We start from the raw sequence: 16,021 nt of genomic DNA, 5'->3' as shown, positions 1-16,021 counted from the left end.
TCAAACAAACATTACCCTCCAATCTTCTTCTGCTCATAAAGACGGGGCTCAAGGCGCCCCCCCCCAAAGGCGCCCCAAAAGGAGGCGTATAACTTGACAAAGCAAACTGGACCCTCAACCAGAGCTTCATCATGCCCTACGCCCCCACACCTACGCACTCTCCTTCCCCTTCACAAAGTCTTTCACGGCTTATATATCGTAAGCATCTTCTGAATGAACCGTAAGGAGAGCAGAACGCAATTTCTGCAAAGCTCGTGCTTCAATTTGGCGTACGCGTTCTTTTGAAATTCCTAATTTTTCACCCAAAACTTCTAAAGTAGCCCCCTCTTCATTTAAGCGACGAAAGCGAATAATTTCTAGCTCCCGTTCATTGAGAATTTGCAGCGCATCGTAAAGCCATTGCGTACGGCGTTGACCATCAATCACTTGCTCAATTAAAGCATCAGGAAGCGGACTCTCATCGACCAAAACATCCATCTTCGCAATGGGATTATCACTGTTTTCAGAAACAGAAACACTCAAAGAATTATCCGAACTGGAAAAACGAAAATCCATTGTTTCCACATCGCGTACGGAAACACCAAGCTTTTCAGCGATTGTGCGAAAAATATCCTGTTTTGATAAAGCACTATCATCTTGCACCAGTTTTGCACGCAAACGCCGCAGATTAAAGAAAAGTGCTTTTTGCGAAGAACTGGTTCCTCCTCGAACAATTGACCAATTTCGCAAAATATAATCTTGAATAGAAGCCCGTATCCACCATGTTGCATAAGTTGAAAAACGCACTTCCCGATCAGGTTCAAAACGTGCAGCAGCTTCCAACAGTCCCACATATCCTTCTTGTACCAAATCCCCTAGGGGCATTTTGAAGCGTTTAAAGCGGTTTGCAATAGCAATCACTAAACGCATATGAGCTGCAGCAATTTGATGCATGGCATCATCATCGCGTTTATCTTTCCATCGCAGAGCCAAATCATGCTCTTTTTGTCGTTCAAGATAAGGTGCTTGCATAGCAGAACGCATCATATTCCGTCCTAAGCTTTTGTCTGCATCGCTATAATTTTTGCTGCTTTTATAAACAGCATTTGAAAGATTACCCATAATAACCCCTTGCGATTAAAATTATCAAAATTGATTTGGCAACGACATCATTGTTCTTTCTTAAGTTCTTTCTTAAAAAGAACTCAAAAGTTGTCCACTTCTGAGCTCTCTACTTTAGCGTGTAAATTTATAATCGCAATTGTTTTTTTTATGACCATGGTAAAACTTCTTGCCATAAGACATAATTTCACCTGCAAAATACCCCCACAATATGCCTTTTAGTCTATGAAATATTTGAAAAAAACTTTTTCTTAACTTTTCATGACAAAACAGCAAAAAAATAAAATGCTCAGATAAAATACATGCTGTTTTTTTGATGACCGATTCCATTTCCTTTTAATTTTAGAGAATCTGTTTATGCTTTTTACGCTTTCAACTTTACATTACAACCAATAAGTGTAATCTACAAATATAAACTATCCCAACTGAATGAAAACTGAATAAAAAAGCAGCATCTAAGTTTTAAAGACGCAAAAAGAAACATCAAAAAACGACAGAATGATTGAAGCAAGCGCAACAAACGTGTTAAAGAAAGAACAGCATTATGGAGTTGTCGCAAAAGGCTTTTTAGCACTGTCACACTGAGAAAGAAAATGATCATGGATAGCAAGATTGTTCAACAGAATGAGATTCTTCAGGATGATATTCTCATTGAAAAATATGGAAGGGGTAAATTTGAAGGTTTTCGTTTTTATGCCAACAAAAATAATAGTGATCAAACAGCTGAGCATCAATACTCAATAGAGAATGAAAATTTGATTCTTGCGTTTTCCAAACGCGCAACGCGCTTTTGTTCTTGTGCAAATGGTGATTTTACCCTCAGTTCTGATGGCATTGTGCGCTGGATTGGTCAACCTGTGGGACAACTTGTTGCGACAGAAGATTTTTTCAAACCCAAACTGATTGTTTTAGCAGACACGCAACTCATCGGAGAATCCCGCGATAACGTCATAAAACGATTAGAACGCTTTGTAACCTTTCATTTTGAAACGGCTTTAAAGCCCCTTTTTGATTTGCGCAATGCTGATAATTTAACAGATTCAACCAACAATCTTGCCTTACAACTGGTCAACGCTTTAGGGGTTTTACCCCGCCGCGAAGTTTTAGACCTTGTCAAAAACCTTGGGCAAGAATCACGTGCCGTACTTCGACGTCTAGGTGTGCGTTTTGGTGCTTTTCATATCTATGTTGCAGGCATGCTTAAACCTGCTCCGGTCCAAGCCATTACCCTTTTGTGGAACCTTCAAAATGCGGGACAAGACCAAACGGGCTTGGGTGAGATTTTTACAGCGTTATCTGCCGGTCGAACCTCTTTGATTGTTGAGCCTACCTATAACCGCCAATTTTATCAATTAGCCGGGTACCGAATCTTAGGACAACGTGCCGTACGGATTGATATTTTAGAACGTCTTGCCAATCTCATCCGCCCCACCCTTCAGTGGAAACAAGGAAGTGATCCCAAACCCGATGGCGCCTATGACGGCAAAAGCTTTTTTGTGACCCCAGCCATGATGTCCATTCTTGGGGCCAATGGGAATGATATGGAAGAAATCCTCAAAGGACTTGGCTATCAATCATACAGTATAAGCAGTACTATTTTTGAACAAAATCTTCTTGCACACCAAGCCTCTTTTTCTGTCAAGGCGACAACACAAGAAACCCGACCAGCAGAGTTTGTTGGCAATCTATGGCAAACAATCAGTATTTCAGAAACAACACAAGAAGAAAAAAATACTTCATCTCTGAACAGTTTATCCTCTCATATTGAAAAACATCCCCATAAAACCAATTATTTACCAGCAGCTGAACCTGTTGGAAATTTTACCAAGCCCACTCCCCCTCTCGCGGAAGATAAAGTTATTTTATTATGGCATTATAGGCATCAATTTCACCACCACACACAAAAAAAACGTGATAAATCTGGACATAAGTGGAAAAATAAACCGAAGAGCGCTGTAAAAAGAGGGGACAGTGCAAATGGAAATTCCTCTCAAGAAGCAGCTCCACAAACAAAACGTTCTCATAAGTTTCATAAATCTCAAGGAAAGCGTGAAAATTATAAGCCTTTTCAAAAAGAAAAACCTCTTAACCCTGATTCACCTTTTGCAAAATTAGCTGTGCTACGCGATCAACTCACCAACCATAAAGACACACACACATTTTCCTCTAAAGAGCATTAAAGTAACAAATGGAGTTTGATCTTGACCCACGTCGTAACCGACAACTGCATTCACTGCAAATATACGGATTGCGTTGAAGTTTGTCCTGTTGATTGTTTTTATGAAGGTGAAAATATGTTGGTCATTCACCCTGATGAATGCATCGATTGCGGTGTTTGTGTGCCAGAATGCCCAGCAGAAGCCATTATACCTGATACAGAACCAGGACTCGAACAGTGGTTAGAACTTAATCTTCATTATGCAAACAAATGGCCTAATCTGACAACCCGAAAAGAACCCCTTCCTCAAGCCAAAGAAATGGATGGCGTTCCAAACAAATTAGAAAAGTATTTTTCAGAAAATCCAGGAAGTGGAGAAGAGTAATGCTACAGTGTACAGCGCTCTCTTGCAACAATTGAAAGACTTCTCTTGTAAAAATAAAAAATCCTCAAGCGAAATGATTGATTCTTTTGAAGTTTGATGTTAGTGTTATTCTAACATGATCATCTTTCTAAGTATTTTTCTTTGCTTTTTTTAGTAGAGCAATGTATTTTTTTTGAATTTAAAAGTACTCGGCTTTTATGCTCACTTAATTGATACAATATACTTGGTTAAAGAAAACTCAACCCTCAGGTTTATAACCTGTTTTCCGATGCATTTGTTGATCATAAGGGAGTAAACTAAGATTATGGCATCCCAACATGGAACGTCCTCAAAGACTAAAGAATTTGCAACCTCTGAATATATCGTCTACCCCACGCATGGAGTAGGACAAATTATAGCGATTGAAGATCAAGAAGTTGCTGGACATAAATTAAAACTCTTTGTCATTCATTTTGCAAAAGATAAAATGGATGTCAAAGTCCCTATTGCAAAAGCTCTTTCCGTTGGAATGCGTAAATTATCTGCTGAAGATTCCGTCGAACGCGCGTTAAAAGTTTTACATGGAAAAGCACGCGTTAAACGGACCATGTGGTCCCGTCGTGCTCAAGAATATGATGCTAAAATCAACTCAGGAGATCTTATTTGTATTGCTGAAGTGGTCCGTGATCTTTTTCGCTCTAACCTACAGCCCGAACAATCCTACTCTGAGCGTCAGCTTTATACCGCTGCTCTTGAAAGAATGGCCCGTGAAATTGCAGTTATTAATAGCCTTTCTGAAACAGAAGCAATTAACCTCATCGAGATGCACCTTTCCAATAAGCCCAAACGTGAATTTAAAACTGAAAGAGAAGAAACAGCTGAAAACAGTAAAGCTGTCTACGCTGCATAATACACTCTTTCATAACAACAGAATAGTTTGATAAAACCAGCCAAAAGCTGGTTTTATTTTTTATCATTCTCTGTATTCTCAAGGATAAAGTTTCTTAAAGCGCCAATCAACATTCTAATTTTCGACGAATTGCACTCGCCACCACTTCATGCGCTTTCATAGCAAGCTCATTGACTAATTATCATAACACATCATTTTTATATTCAATCATCAGTCTGAATCCAGAAAGATTTTCTCCCATTAAACCATTCAAATAACTCCCTCACACACCCCATGTAATTCAACATATTGATTTATAAAGATAATTTATCATTTTTTCTTATATTGAATGCCCCCCTCGAATATCGTAAGATTTTTTTGTTTCCAATTTATTCCATGTTCAATCAATTAAAAATACTCGCTTACTCGTTACAAGCGGAGAGGTTATGTGAGTAAAAACTTTACAAAAAAGGCGTGTCTATTATGAACCATTTCAAGAGTCAAAAGCTATTCTCACACCTACGAGTTCGCAAAGTGTATGAGAGTGCTAGCCTGCAATTTCATGAAGCCTAAAGGTAAATAAATTTTATATTATTTCATGGGGCTTTTGTTATACCCTTTACGAAGCACTATCGCAAAATGGGCTGAAAAGCACGTTGCAAGAGGTTCTTAAAAAAACACGAGATGATGTTACAATACAAAGATATCCCTTTTGGAGCGTTTTATTTTATATGATAGTTGTTTTCATCAAAGAACAAGGAAAGCATGAAACAAACCGTCATCTCTATTCTTTAAAAGACACTGCACACAAGCCAATCCTTTGTCGTCTCTCAAGAAAACAAGAAAATCACCTCCCACAATAGAATCATCTTCTTACGGAAAAATCTTACCCTCTATTCCAGAAAGCAGAAAATGCACGATCAAAGAGCGTGCATTCACCAAGAAGTCAAAGGAAACCTAAGCATAGAAGAGAGATAAAACACTCAATCCTTAACCACTAAAACGGAACGTCCACGATACATTCCCGTTTTTAGATCAATATGATGAGGGCGACGCAACTCACCAGAATTTTTATCCTCGATATAAGTCGGCGCCTTCAGAGCATCAGCCGAACGGCGCATGCCCCTCTTCGCTGGAGAGGTTTTTCGTTTAGGTACAGCCATAAAAAGTCACTCCAAATCCATTAAAACAGAAAAAGCAATGTCAAAAATGACAATGCTTCATTTAAAAACACCATAAAATTTGAAAGCATTATATACTGATAAAAAAGAAGAGGCAATGTCAAAATAACCTTCCTTTTAGCAAAAATGATGTCACATTGACCAAATGAAGAGTAAAAGCACCACAAAGTTTATAAGTTTTATACACCCATGAAAGTATTTTCATAAAGTTAACATTTAATTTTTTATTTGGCATTATTTTATTGAGCTTTAAAAGAGATTTGCGCATACAGTAGAGATACGCATAATAAAGAGAGATTGATTTTTAATAAAAACCTACCCCCATTGATAAAAACAAGAAAAAGCAATAGCCTCTCTTTGAACATCATCATTTTTCATTTTTGTAAAAACAAAGGAAGCAAGAATGCACGAATTTACTACCCTTCTTGCAAAACATGGCCAAAGCATTGAAAGCCGACTGAGCACACTGTTAAGTGATCAAATCCAAACTGGTGAAATTTCACGCCCTGAAAACTTAATCAAAGCCATGCGCTATGGGGTGCTAAACGGTGGAAAACGCTTGCGTCCTTTTCTCGTGATTCAAAGTGCTGCACTTTTTGATATCCCTGTAGAACATTCACTTGATGTTGCATGTGCCTTAGAATGTGTTCACTGTTATTCACTCATTCACGATGATCTTCCGGCCATGGATAATGATATCCTCCGACGCGGGAAACCCACCGTCCACATAGAATTTGATGAAGCAACAGCAATTCTAGCAGGCAATGCCCTCTTGACATTTGCCTTTGAAATCATTGCCCATAAAGCTGATGCACTATCTACAGAGATGAGAATACAATTGATCACAGCTCTTGCACAATCAGCCGGACTTGGTGGTATGCTAGGGGGGCAAATGCTGGATCTTGAAGCTGAAAAAAGACCACAAGAAAGTACTGACATCATCACACTACAACGCATGAAAACAGCTTCCCTGATAAGCTTTGCTTGCCAAGCAGGCGCCATCATTGGCAATGCGTCAGAAGAATTATCGACAAAGTTGGCGTCTTTTGGAACCTATCTTGGTTTAGCCTTTCAATTAACCGATGATCTTCTTGATGTTACTGTCAACACACAGACTTTGGGAAAAACCGCTGGAAAAGATGAAACAGCACAAAAGGCAACTTTTGTTCGTCTCTATGGCATTGAAGAAACCCAAAAAAAGCGAGATGCCATCATCACAAAAGCAGAAGCCCTCTTACACCCTTTTGGGATCAAAGCACTCCCTCTCCAACAAGCAGCGCGCTTTAGTGCAATACGCAAAAATTAACGTCATCCGCCCCCCCTATTACATTCCGCTCTATTGTACAGAGCCTACACCATCCTCTTTGTTAAATGTCCAAGAGATTTTTTTAAAAAATCTTACCATTGATCTCCATGATATTATTGAGCTCATCATACAATGGATATGACAAACCAGAGGTATATTAAAACAAGCACATGAATTTATAAAACACACGTGTAATCATAATCTCACTAAACTTTTTTGCGCATTCCTTCTAAAAAAAATACTGCCAACAAGTAAACCAATAAATAAAGAGCAAAAATATAAACGAGTGAGAAAAAGCCAGATATATCAACCATATACGCACTCATGTAAAAAAATACCAATAAGCTAAATCTCCCAACAGTTGACAAGAAAGATTCATATGTAGCCCTGAAATGATCACTAATACTATCGTGCAAAACAACTTCTACACGCAGATATGTATACTTAATGAGATAAAAAATTATACAGACTAAAATGACAGCAATTTCTTTTCTTGGTTCAAAGAAAGTCATTGTAAAAATCAGAGATGCTGAAAGAAGCAGCAATAAAATAAAATTTATCGTCTCACTTAAGTTTGTAAAGAGAAAACTAGCCAAGAGCTGAGAGAGCAATATCAGCGAAAATGTCACTCCAAGATCAAAATAAGTGACATGAATATGATGATCTTTAAAGATCCACTGCCAATATTGCGAAAAGATATTGAAAAAAATCAATGAAAAATAAAAGCATAAAGAGATATAAGGAACTTGAACAAAAATAGAGATCATCTCTTTAGTTTCACAAGCGAAAAAATTTGCCTGAAGAGAATTTCTGTGGCTAGGTCTTTTTTCTCCTTTAAGATCATCCAGAAAAAATAGACCAAAGAATGTTGTCATCAACATTAAAAATGCCGCGATATACCATATATATTGGCTCGAATAATCAGCAAAATAAGCACCAATCAAACTAAAGATAAACATGCCAATGTAATTATATTGAGAACTTAATCCCAGCACCTTTTTAGTCGATGTCACTTTTGCTTTTGCATATTGCACAAGTAAAGCATTATAAGCCCCCGCAATCAATGTCAGCGATAAGGCATTAAAAGATTCTGCTAAAAGAAAACCGTAAAAGCTTGTAGAAACTCCCATAAGAAAGAGCCATATAGCAGCAAAAGCCGCTGCTAAAACAATCGATATTTTATAACTTTTTCGATCGGCAAAATACCCCAGAGGAATATCAGTAACCATTATAATAAAAGCCTGAAATGACTTAATGATCCCGATATCAATAAGCGTTAAGCCTTTTTCAAGCATATAAAAAACAATAAAGGCGCCTGTTAGAATTCTTATACCATTAAATAAAAAGCCAAAAGCTAATATACTTTTCATGCATTCCCCCAATAACGCCAAAAAAAGGCATCTATATACATTATTTTATATCCATATAAAGCTGATTTTATGACAAATAGGACTATAACCGCTATAAGGATCTTCAGTCCTATCAATTTTATAGCTGGAAAAATGCCTCAAAATACCGGAAGAATGAAACATGTTCTTTTTATAATTTGTCAAAGCCTTCTTAATATTCCACGAACGCAAGAACCGCCAACAAGCCAGCATCCACATTTACGGATCTAGCAAAATCTTCATATCGTTTTGCTGAATAGTCTTAACAAACTCAAACGCATCGATATCAGTCATAGGCTTTTGATAACATGCCTAACAGCTGGTTTTCCTTGAGATCATAAGCAGTGCAATAGCTCTCACCGTACAAAGCAATCTATAACACACAATACATTGATTTATAATCATCATTCATTGTTTTGCATGTCGAATGAGCATCTTGAATATTGTACAATTCTTTCACCCACTCATAGTGCATCAATTCAAATTACTTAACGGATCCTATTACAAACAGAGATGATAAGTGCGTAAAAACGTTAGAAGTAAAAACTAAAATGTCTCTTATGGTACCATCTCAAATCTTAAGAACTGTATAGAAAAAGCGCAAGCATATGATGCTGCTGGTTGTTCTTTTATTAAACTTAAAAGATGGGGAACTCTATAAGTTCTATACCCTAGAACTTTACCATTATAGCATTTCATAAATCCTATCGTGAAATGGAAACCTTAGGAGATATCTCTTTAAAACAAGGTATCTCTTTTACTTCAACCTTGTGCAATTGTTTAACCTTGTCCAAAGCGTTTATGAATATAATCACTCAAAAGCCCCTCGAATTCTTCAGCAATATGATCACCGCGCAAAGTTTTTACCTTTTGTCCCTCAATAAAAACGGGGGCCGCTGGACTTTCTCCCACTCCAGGCAATGAAATTCCAATATCCGCATGTTTTGATTCCCCCGGTCCATTGACAATACACCCCATCACAGCAACCTTCAAACCTTCAACCCCAGGATATTTTTCACGCCAAACGGGCATATTTTTGTGTAAATCTGTTTCAATTTTTTGCGCCAATTGCTGAAAGACCGTTGAAGTTGTACGCCCACATCCAGGGCAAGCTGCAACCACGGGGAGAAATTGCCGAAATCCCATCACTTGCAAAAGTTCTTGCCCCACTTTTACTTCTCGTGTCCGATCCCCACCCGGTTCAGGCGTTAAGGAAATTCGTATTGTATCGCCAATCCCTTGCTGTAATAAAATGCCCAAAGCCACTGAAGAAGCCACAATCCCCTTTGTTCCCATCCCTGCTTCTGTTAAGCCCAAATGAAGAGCATAATCACAACGTTCTGCCAAGGCAATATAGACAGCAATAAGATCTTGAACATCACTCACTTTAGCAGAAAGAATAATTTTATCACGCCCCAATCCCATCTCTTCAGCCCAAAGAGCCGACTGTATAGCGGACTGCACAACCGTTTCCCGCATAACTTCAGCCACAGATAAGGGATTCTCTTGTCTCGCATTTTCATTCATAAGCTGTGTTAACAACGCATTATCAAGAGAGCCCCAATTCACGCCAATGCGAATAGGCTTATGATACCGACAAGCAATCTCAATAATTTCTGCAAATTGACGATCTTTTTTGGCACCAAAACCGACATTTCCAGGATTGATGCGATATTTGGCAAGCGCCTCAGCGCATGCCGGATGATCAGATAAAAGCTTATGGCCAATATAATGAAAATCCCCAACCAATGGGATAAAAAATCCTAACCGCTCTAATCGCTCGCGTATTTTTGGTACAGCTGCCGCTGCTTCATCACGATCAACCGTAATACGAACCAATTGTGAACCCGCTTGCCAAAGAGCAGCCACTTGAGAAACGGTTGCATCAATATCAGCGGTATCTGTATTCGTCATTGACTGTACAACGACCGGATTCTGCCCCCCAACCATTACATCACCAACAGCAACACCAACAGAGTAACGGCGCTCAAGAGGTTTCGATAAAAAATAGGTTGTGTTCATCACGTCCTCAAATTTTTTAAAATCTGCACTATCAGTCATCATTGACATTGACTTTCTCCGCGCTTTAAAAGACGAAAATACACCGCCCACCAAATCTTAACAGATTGCTTAAAGCTCCATCTGTTTCCCCCGATGCAATTTAAGCTCATAAGCGAGGTCCATTTCATAAATGCCCCAGATAAATCTTACCACGCCTGTTCAGGTTCATAATTTTACACTTGGTTGCTTCAAAAAGAAACTGAAATCAGACAAGGAAAAGACCGCATTTTTAAGCGGCCCCCCTATACACTACATCCACATCATCGAAAAACAATATTTTACAACACAAACAAATAAAGCTTATCAAAGTACAATTTTTTAAAATACACGAAATCTACCACCTAATTAAGACAACATATTGATTTACAATAGTCTCTTTTTTATAAATTTGAATAGAAAACTTAAACATCGTCAACTTCTCTCATTTAAAATCTGTTCATCATCAATCAAAGCCATACCCCTTACACACCTAAAAACGCCCTTGGAGATAGAACTAAAAAAGTAAAAATGCTTGAGAAGCTATCTCCAAAAGCGATAGCAACACTTTGAACACGCACCAGAAAATGAAGTGCCAATTTGATCCTTTTATGAAATAATGATGGGAATACGCGATAAGCTTGATACCTCTCACGTGAGATTATTCTTTGCAGGAGATTTTATCTTATATCCTTTATCCTCTCATCATGAGGTGAACACAAGCCCGTTAAGAAACACGTCATTAAATCCAAACGCTTAAATTTTCACCTCACCCCCAAGCCGCATAATCGATGCAACTTTTCAATTTTTAAACCGTTATAGCAAAACCCCAAACACAATTCCAACGATCATGCAACAATTTAACACATGAAGGAGTCAACAGATGTGTCTATTTTCAACCAACGCCAAAAATGCTAAAATTAAAAAACGTATTGCACAATTAAAAAGAGAACTGGTCCCCGTAAATCGCTGGAGTTCTCAAAATGATAGCTTTGAAAATATTTCTGAGCTGTTTAATACATGGAAACAAAAGGGGCGTCATGCGCTTTATCACCTAAACGAACAGGCAACAGAATTAAAGAAAAAAGCAAAAGAAAACCCTAAAAAAACCCTCGCATTAGCTGCCGGATTAGTTTTAGCAAGCATCTTACTCATACGTAAAAATTACTAATACTAATAACTTTTCCCTTTTAATGCCCGATTCAAAGCGGGCATTTTTCCTGTCGTTGATAAAGCATAATACTTGACACCCCTAGCGCCCAAAAGAATAAATTTTCACCCCACAGTCTATCATCCAGCTTTTTATCAATGCAATCTCTCTCACCCATGCAATCCACACCATCACACACAAAAGAATAATATTTCTAAAGAAAGAAAACAAACTCTGCTATGGATATGCAGTCCATACGAATATTTAGTGTGTTAAATACACCTGGTCCCTCACCTCAAAGGAGGGAATATTCACGGTAAAATAAAATAACACCCCAATTTAATCTCAAACTTCTCCAAGATTCATTGTAAATATAGGCTAAAATAACAAATTAATACTGGTGATTATATTTTTACTCTATGTTTTCTTACTTATTATTGTAATTAGAAAAAAGGGAGGTATTTTTATATTGAGAGCTCACACATTTCTCACGAACAGATGTTTTTTACAAAAATTTTCCTTTAAGCAAAAGAAATGTTCCGCAACAGCCGTGTGTACAGCATACTTTGAATTTCATATACATGCCTCCGCAGTAATTCTTCTATTTTTTTCAACGAATTTTGCCAAAACATAGAACAAATAAGACAAGCTATTTACAAAAAAGTGCGTGAAAAACAAAAAAACATTCAACAGCTCATTGACCAACTTAAAAGTCCTAAAAATGATAGAGAACGACACAAAGATTATACCAAACCACTTCGTGGTCATTAAACTGAAAAAAGGAGCAAGATCATGAACAAAGCCATTATCACAGCACTGCTGTTGTGCACTGCTATTATCACTGCGCTGGTTGCGAAAAAACCTACAGCGTAGCAGAGTTAAAAAAAGATAAAAAATTATTCGAAGAATGGGCAGTGAGATGTGAGTGGTCAAAAACTTCAAAAAATTGTGAAAATGTATGAGTAGCCGATCACGAACTTGCCATAGAACGTCAGAAAAAAGCTGAAGAAGAAAACCCGTAAACGTAGAGAAGAATATAAAAAGTGGAAAGCTGATGCTGAAAAACGGAGAGCTGAAAGTGAAGCTAGAGGACGAGCTCAACTTGAAGAATTACAGCGAATACAAGAAGAGAATATTCGTAAAATGTTTGAACCTAAAGAACAAACTGAAAAACAACATCACGTCTTTTATTTGTTTATCTACTCTGATAACCGCATCTTGTACACTCCATTTATAGATTACAATATTATACGTTCGTCACTGTAAAGCTATAGCGATACAGTTTTCAAACTTAGTATCCTTGTTACACACACAACACATGCCTCTAGCTATGAGACTTGGGTCAGAGAGATATATGAAGCCTTATACTCTTGCAAATGTCCCACAAGGAATACACTCGAATAAAAAAGAAGCACTTCCCCCGCACCTGAAAAGACGAGGATTTTACCCAGCTCTGATACTCATCTGGCATTTTTTCCAGCCAAGCCTCTCTCACTGTCCACCCATACCGTCCCACATCACCACACCTCAAAGGACGCTGTTACGAGAGTATAGAAAAGCACCTTATCAATCCTCCCCTCGACTGAATTATTAAAAGAAAAAGAAGGGATTAAAGAGGCATGCGCTTTAATGTTCTTTAGAGCATTATTTTACATCATTACCAATGAGAGTTTTAAGAGCTTTAAGAGATAGATCATCACAAACCAAACTAAATCTTCTAAAGTGAACAACCACTTGCTATAAGAAAATGGTACAAAAATTAAATTGAAAAAACCCAAAATTTTATCCTCCAGAATCGACCCGCTGCGAAGTATCCACATACGTAACCACAGACATCCCAGGAATGAGCTTTTCGACCCCTTCCTGACCAGGATCTAAAGCAATCCGTACTGAAATACGTTGCGCAATTTTGATAAAATTACCAATTGTCGTATCTGTTTTTAACAATGAAAACTCTGAACCTGTCGCTGGAGCAAAACGAACCACACGCCCTGTTAACTTTTTGTTATTCAATGCATCAACAGAAAAAACAACCGGTTGTCCCACACGCATCTGAGAAAGTTGCGTTTCTTTATAATTAGCAATAATCCAAATATCATCAGAAATGACCGAGACCAATTGCGTCCCCGGCATAACATATTGTCCTACCCTAGCGCCAACCAATCCAATATAGCCTGTTCGAGGCGATAAAATCTTTGTATGATCGAGATTGAGTTTTGCCAACTCAACCCCCACCTTTGCTCCCGCAACTTCTGACTGTAAACTTTGCCGTTCAAGATTTAATTGTTTTTGCAATTGCCGTTTTGTTTCCAGTGCCGCCAAGAGTTGTGAAAGAGGACGAGAAACAGAATTTGCTACACCCCCAAAGCCTAACTTTTTATCAGGAACAACATTGGAGAATGCTCGTGAACGGGCCAATTCGACTTCTGCTGTATTAATTTCACCCTGCAAAAGCTGTGCTTGCAATTCAATACTAGCCAATTTTGCATTTTTTGAATCGAGAACAGCCTGTGCTCGTGCAAGCTGCTGACGAAAAAGAGAATCATCAAGTTCAAAGAGTAGCATTCCTTTTTCAACGCGTTGATAATCTTGCACATAAATCCGTGCGATCACCCCAGAGATCTGTGAACTAACCAAAGTAACATCACCTTTAATGGAAGCATTATCCGTTATTTGAATGTTGCTCACAAAGGGAGGCAGTCTCCAAGCCCACAAAATCAGCAAAACTCCCGTAATACCTGATAGGAATGCAACAATCGTAGCCTTTGACCGTAATGCTTTTATCATTTTTGCACCCCTCTTCTATGACATCACTTTTTTTCTAATGCACGCACAGAGCATGACTTAACAACCATTGTGACAAGAAAAATAACGAATACAACCATTGAAATATAAAAATAAAGCCGAAAAACGTCATCATAAGCAAAAATATTTGCTGTTAACTTAAATTTCTCTATCAACAGAGAAGTCCCCTGATCACTCCCCAAGCCATGAGCAACAGAAGCACCATAAGAAGGCGAAAATAAAGTATTCATCTCACCAGAAATAAGCGGATCAGTTACAACAATATTTTGTGTCAAGGATTCAAAGTTCTTATGAGCAAAATAAAACTGTAGGCTGCCAAAAAAAGCTGACCCCATCAATCCCCCCGTTACTTGCGTGAGCAAAAAAACAGCAATAAAACTCAAGACATAACGCGGTCCTCGCTCACCAGCGATCACAAACCCTTTGAAAAGAGCAGGAGGCAAAAAAAGGGCATAACTAAAACTCACCAATCCTTGGCTCAACATCATGTCTCGTGGGCGCGTTAAATGGTTTACACGACTGTCTAAATAAGCGCCAAGTGCCAAACAACCCAAAGATAACAAATAAAAATAATCCTCACGCCCTGCGCGTAAAAAAAACACACAAACAGCCCCTCCTAACAAAATCCCCAATGTCACCGCAAGATACATGGGCGCCATCTCACGATTGAGCAAACCAAAAAGATTAAAAAAACCAACAGGCAAATTGGATCGCTCCAACAAGAAAACATGAAAAATCAATAAAATAAAGACAGATTGTATCATTTCTTTACTGAAAATCCAACGCAGATCAATCAATGGTTTTTCTCTATTAAGCTCAATCATAATAGCAACAGCCAAAGAGAAAATAGCCAGTGCGAGTCCCCAACCAATCCATGGTGCTTCATACCACCAATACAATACGCCAACAGACATAATCACAGCATTGAGACCAAGACCAAGAGCAATCAAACCATAACTTATCCAATCTAACTTTTGAATAACCTTACTACGGACAACAGGGGTCAGGGGCAGAGTATAGATACAGACCAAACTGATGAGAACCAGCCCCATTTCCAGAGCAGAAAGACTGGAAAAACCACCATTTTCCAGCAAATCAGGAGAAATCAAATGGGATAAAGGTGCTGCTAAAGCCGCATTCATATAATTCAAACTAAGACCAACAGTAAACTTCTTTGCCGGTGCAAAAGCCTCCATCATATAAAGCAACGCAAGCGAAGCCAAAGGTGCAGCAGCAATCCCAGCAAAAAAACGAATAATCAGCGCAGAACGCAAATCGGTCACAAAAAGCTGTAAAACGCAAACCAAAACGAAGCCAAGGATCGACAGTTCAGCAAAAGCACGCAATCCAAATTGATAGCGAATTTTGATCAACATAATCGCCACACTTACATTTGGTGCCATATAGGCTGCAACCAACCATGTTGTCTCGGCTAAAGTTGCGTGAAAATCACCGGTCAGATGAACAATATTAGACTGAACAATATTGGCCCCTAAGCCATAAGCCCATTGCAAAATAAGAGAAGCAAAAATATAAACAAAACATTTCGGCAAAGGTCCCGCAAAAACACGACCAGGGCGTGGGAAAGGTTTTCCGCCCCTTTTAGCAGACACAACCGTACTCCTTTTTCCGCTCATGTCAC

Annotated in this window: 13 protein-coding genes; 6 read left to right on the top strand and 7 right to left on the bottom strand. The window is 38.4% G+C overall.

All coding sequences use genetic code 11. The annotated features are described in order from the left end of the window. Nucleotides 1-11: 11 nt before the first annotated feature. Nucleotides 12-158: a hypothetical protein gene (locus PVV59_RS04900; protein WP_273754953.1), complete on the bottom strand. Its 147-nt coding sequence runs from the start codon at nt 156-158 to the stop codon at nt 12-14. A gap of 31 nt (nt 159-189) precedes the next feature. After that, nucleotides 190-1,101 (bottom strand): RNA polymerase factor sigma-32, encoded by a 912-nt coding sequence (locus PVV59_RS04895; protein ID WP_005774560.1) that lies wholly within the window; start codon nt 1,099-1,101, stop codon nt 190-192. Between the two features lie 599 nt (nt 1,102-1,700). Here PVV59_RS04895 and PVV59_RS04890 point away from each other — a divergent pair. From PVV59_RS04890 to PVV59_RS04880, 3 genes are all read left to right on the top strand, one after another. Then, complete coding sequence (locus tag PVV59_RS04890; protein WP_273754951.1) at nt 1,701-3,281, top strand: hypothetical protein; 1,581 nt, start codon at nt 1,701-1,703, stop codon at nt 3,279-3,281. Nucleotides 3,282-3,302: 21 nt separating this feature from the next. After that, nucleotides 3,303-3,644 (top strand): ferredoxin FdxA, encoded by a 342-nt coding sequence (fdxA, locus tag PVV59_RS04885; RefSeq protein ID WP_273754949.1) that lies wholly within the window; start codon nt 3,303-3,305, stop codon nt 3,642-3,644. A 304-nt stretch (nt 3,645-3,948) separates the two neighbouring features. Then, complete coding sequence (locus PVV59_RS04880; protein WP_273754948.1) at nt 3,949-4,533, top strand: CarD family transcriptional regulator; 585 nt, start codon at nt 3,949-3,951, stop codon at nt 4,531-4,533. Between the two features lie 962 nt (nt 4,534-5,495). Here the strand turns inward: PVV59_RS04880 and rpmF are convergent. Continuing rightward, nucleotides 5,496-5,675: a 50S ribosomal protein L32 gene (gene rpmF / locus PVV59_RS04875; RefSeq protein ID WP_005774555.1), complete on the bottom strand. Its 180-nt coding sequence runs from the start codon at nt 5,673-5,675 to the stop codon at nt 5,496-5,498. Between the two features lie 421 nt (nt 5,676-6,096). On the opposite strand from rpmF, the gene PVV59_RS04870 reads away from it, so the two are divergent. Further along, the gene (locus PVV59_RS04870; RefSeq protein ID WP_273754946.1) at nt 6,097-6,999 is read left to right on the top strand and encodes a polyprenyl synthetase family protein; all 903 of its coding nucleotides are present in this window, start codon (nt 6,097-6,099) and stop codon (nt 6,997-6,999) included. Nucleotides 7,000-7,205: 206 nt separating this feature from the next. On the opposite strand, the gene PVV59_RS04865 is transcribed toward PVV59_RS04870, so the two are convergent. Together PVV59_RS04865 and ispG are read right to left on the bottom strand one after the other, a co-directional pair. Beyond that, nucleotides 7,206-8,369 carry an MFS transporter gene (locus PVV59_RS04865; protein WP_273754945.1) on the bottom strand — a complete coding sequence of 388 codons (1,164 nt, stop codon included), beginning with the start codon at nt 8,367-8,369 and terminating at the stop codon, nt 7,206-7,208. 798 nt (nt 8,370-9,167) lie between these two features. After that, nucleotides 9,168-10,409 (bottom strand): flavodoxin-dependent (E)-4-hydroxy-3-methylbut-2-enyl-diphosphate synthase, encoded by a 1,242-nt coding sequence (ispG, locus tag PVV59_RS04860; protein WP_273755056.1) that lies wholly within the window; start codon nt 10,407-10,409, stop codon nt 9,168-9,170. Between the two features lie 898 nt (nt 10,410-11,307). On the opposite strand from ispG, the gene PVV59_RS04855 reads away from it, so the two are divergent. Then, nucleotides 11,308-11,595, top strand: a complete 288-nt coding sequence (locus tag PVV59_RS04855; RefSeq protein WP_273754943.1) for a hypothetical protein — start codon at nt 11,308-11,310, stop codon at nt 11,593-11,595. A gap of 803 nt (nt 11,596-12,398) precedes the next feature. Beyond that, complete coding sequence (locus PVV59_RS09850; protein ID WP_342753250.1) at nt 12,399-12,536, top strand: EexN family lipoprotein; 138 nt, start codon at nt 12,399-12,401, stop codon at nt 12,534-12,536. 820 nt (nt 12,537-13,356) lie between these two features. Here the strand turns inward: PVV59_RS09850 and PVV59_RS04845 are convergent. Together PVV59_RS04845 and PVV59_RS04840 are read right to left on the bottom strand one after the other, a co-directional pair. Then, nucleotides 13,357-14,361: an HlyD family secretion protein gene (locus PVV59_RS04845; protein ID WP_273754942.1), complete on the bottom strand. Its 1,005-nt coding sequence runs from the start codon at nt 14,359-14,361 to the stop codon at nt 13,357-13,359. A 23-nt stretch (nt 14,362-14,384) separates the two neighbouring features. Next, complete coding sequence (locus tag PVV59_RS04840; RefSeq protein ID WP_273754941.1) at nt 14,385-16,016, bottom strand: MFS transporter; 1,632 nt, start codon at nt 16,014-16,016, stop codon at nt 14,385-14,387. Nucleotides 16,017-16,021: the final 5 nt, after the last annotated feature.

This window comes from Bartonella sp. MM73XJBT.G, assembly GCF_028618435.1.
Classification (GTDB): domain Bacteria; phylum Pseudomonadota; class Alphaproteobacteria; order Rhizobiales; family Rhizobiaceae; genus Bartonella.
Note: the sequence above shows the minus strand (reverse complement) of the source record. Positions and strands in the feature narration are given on the sequence as shown.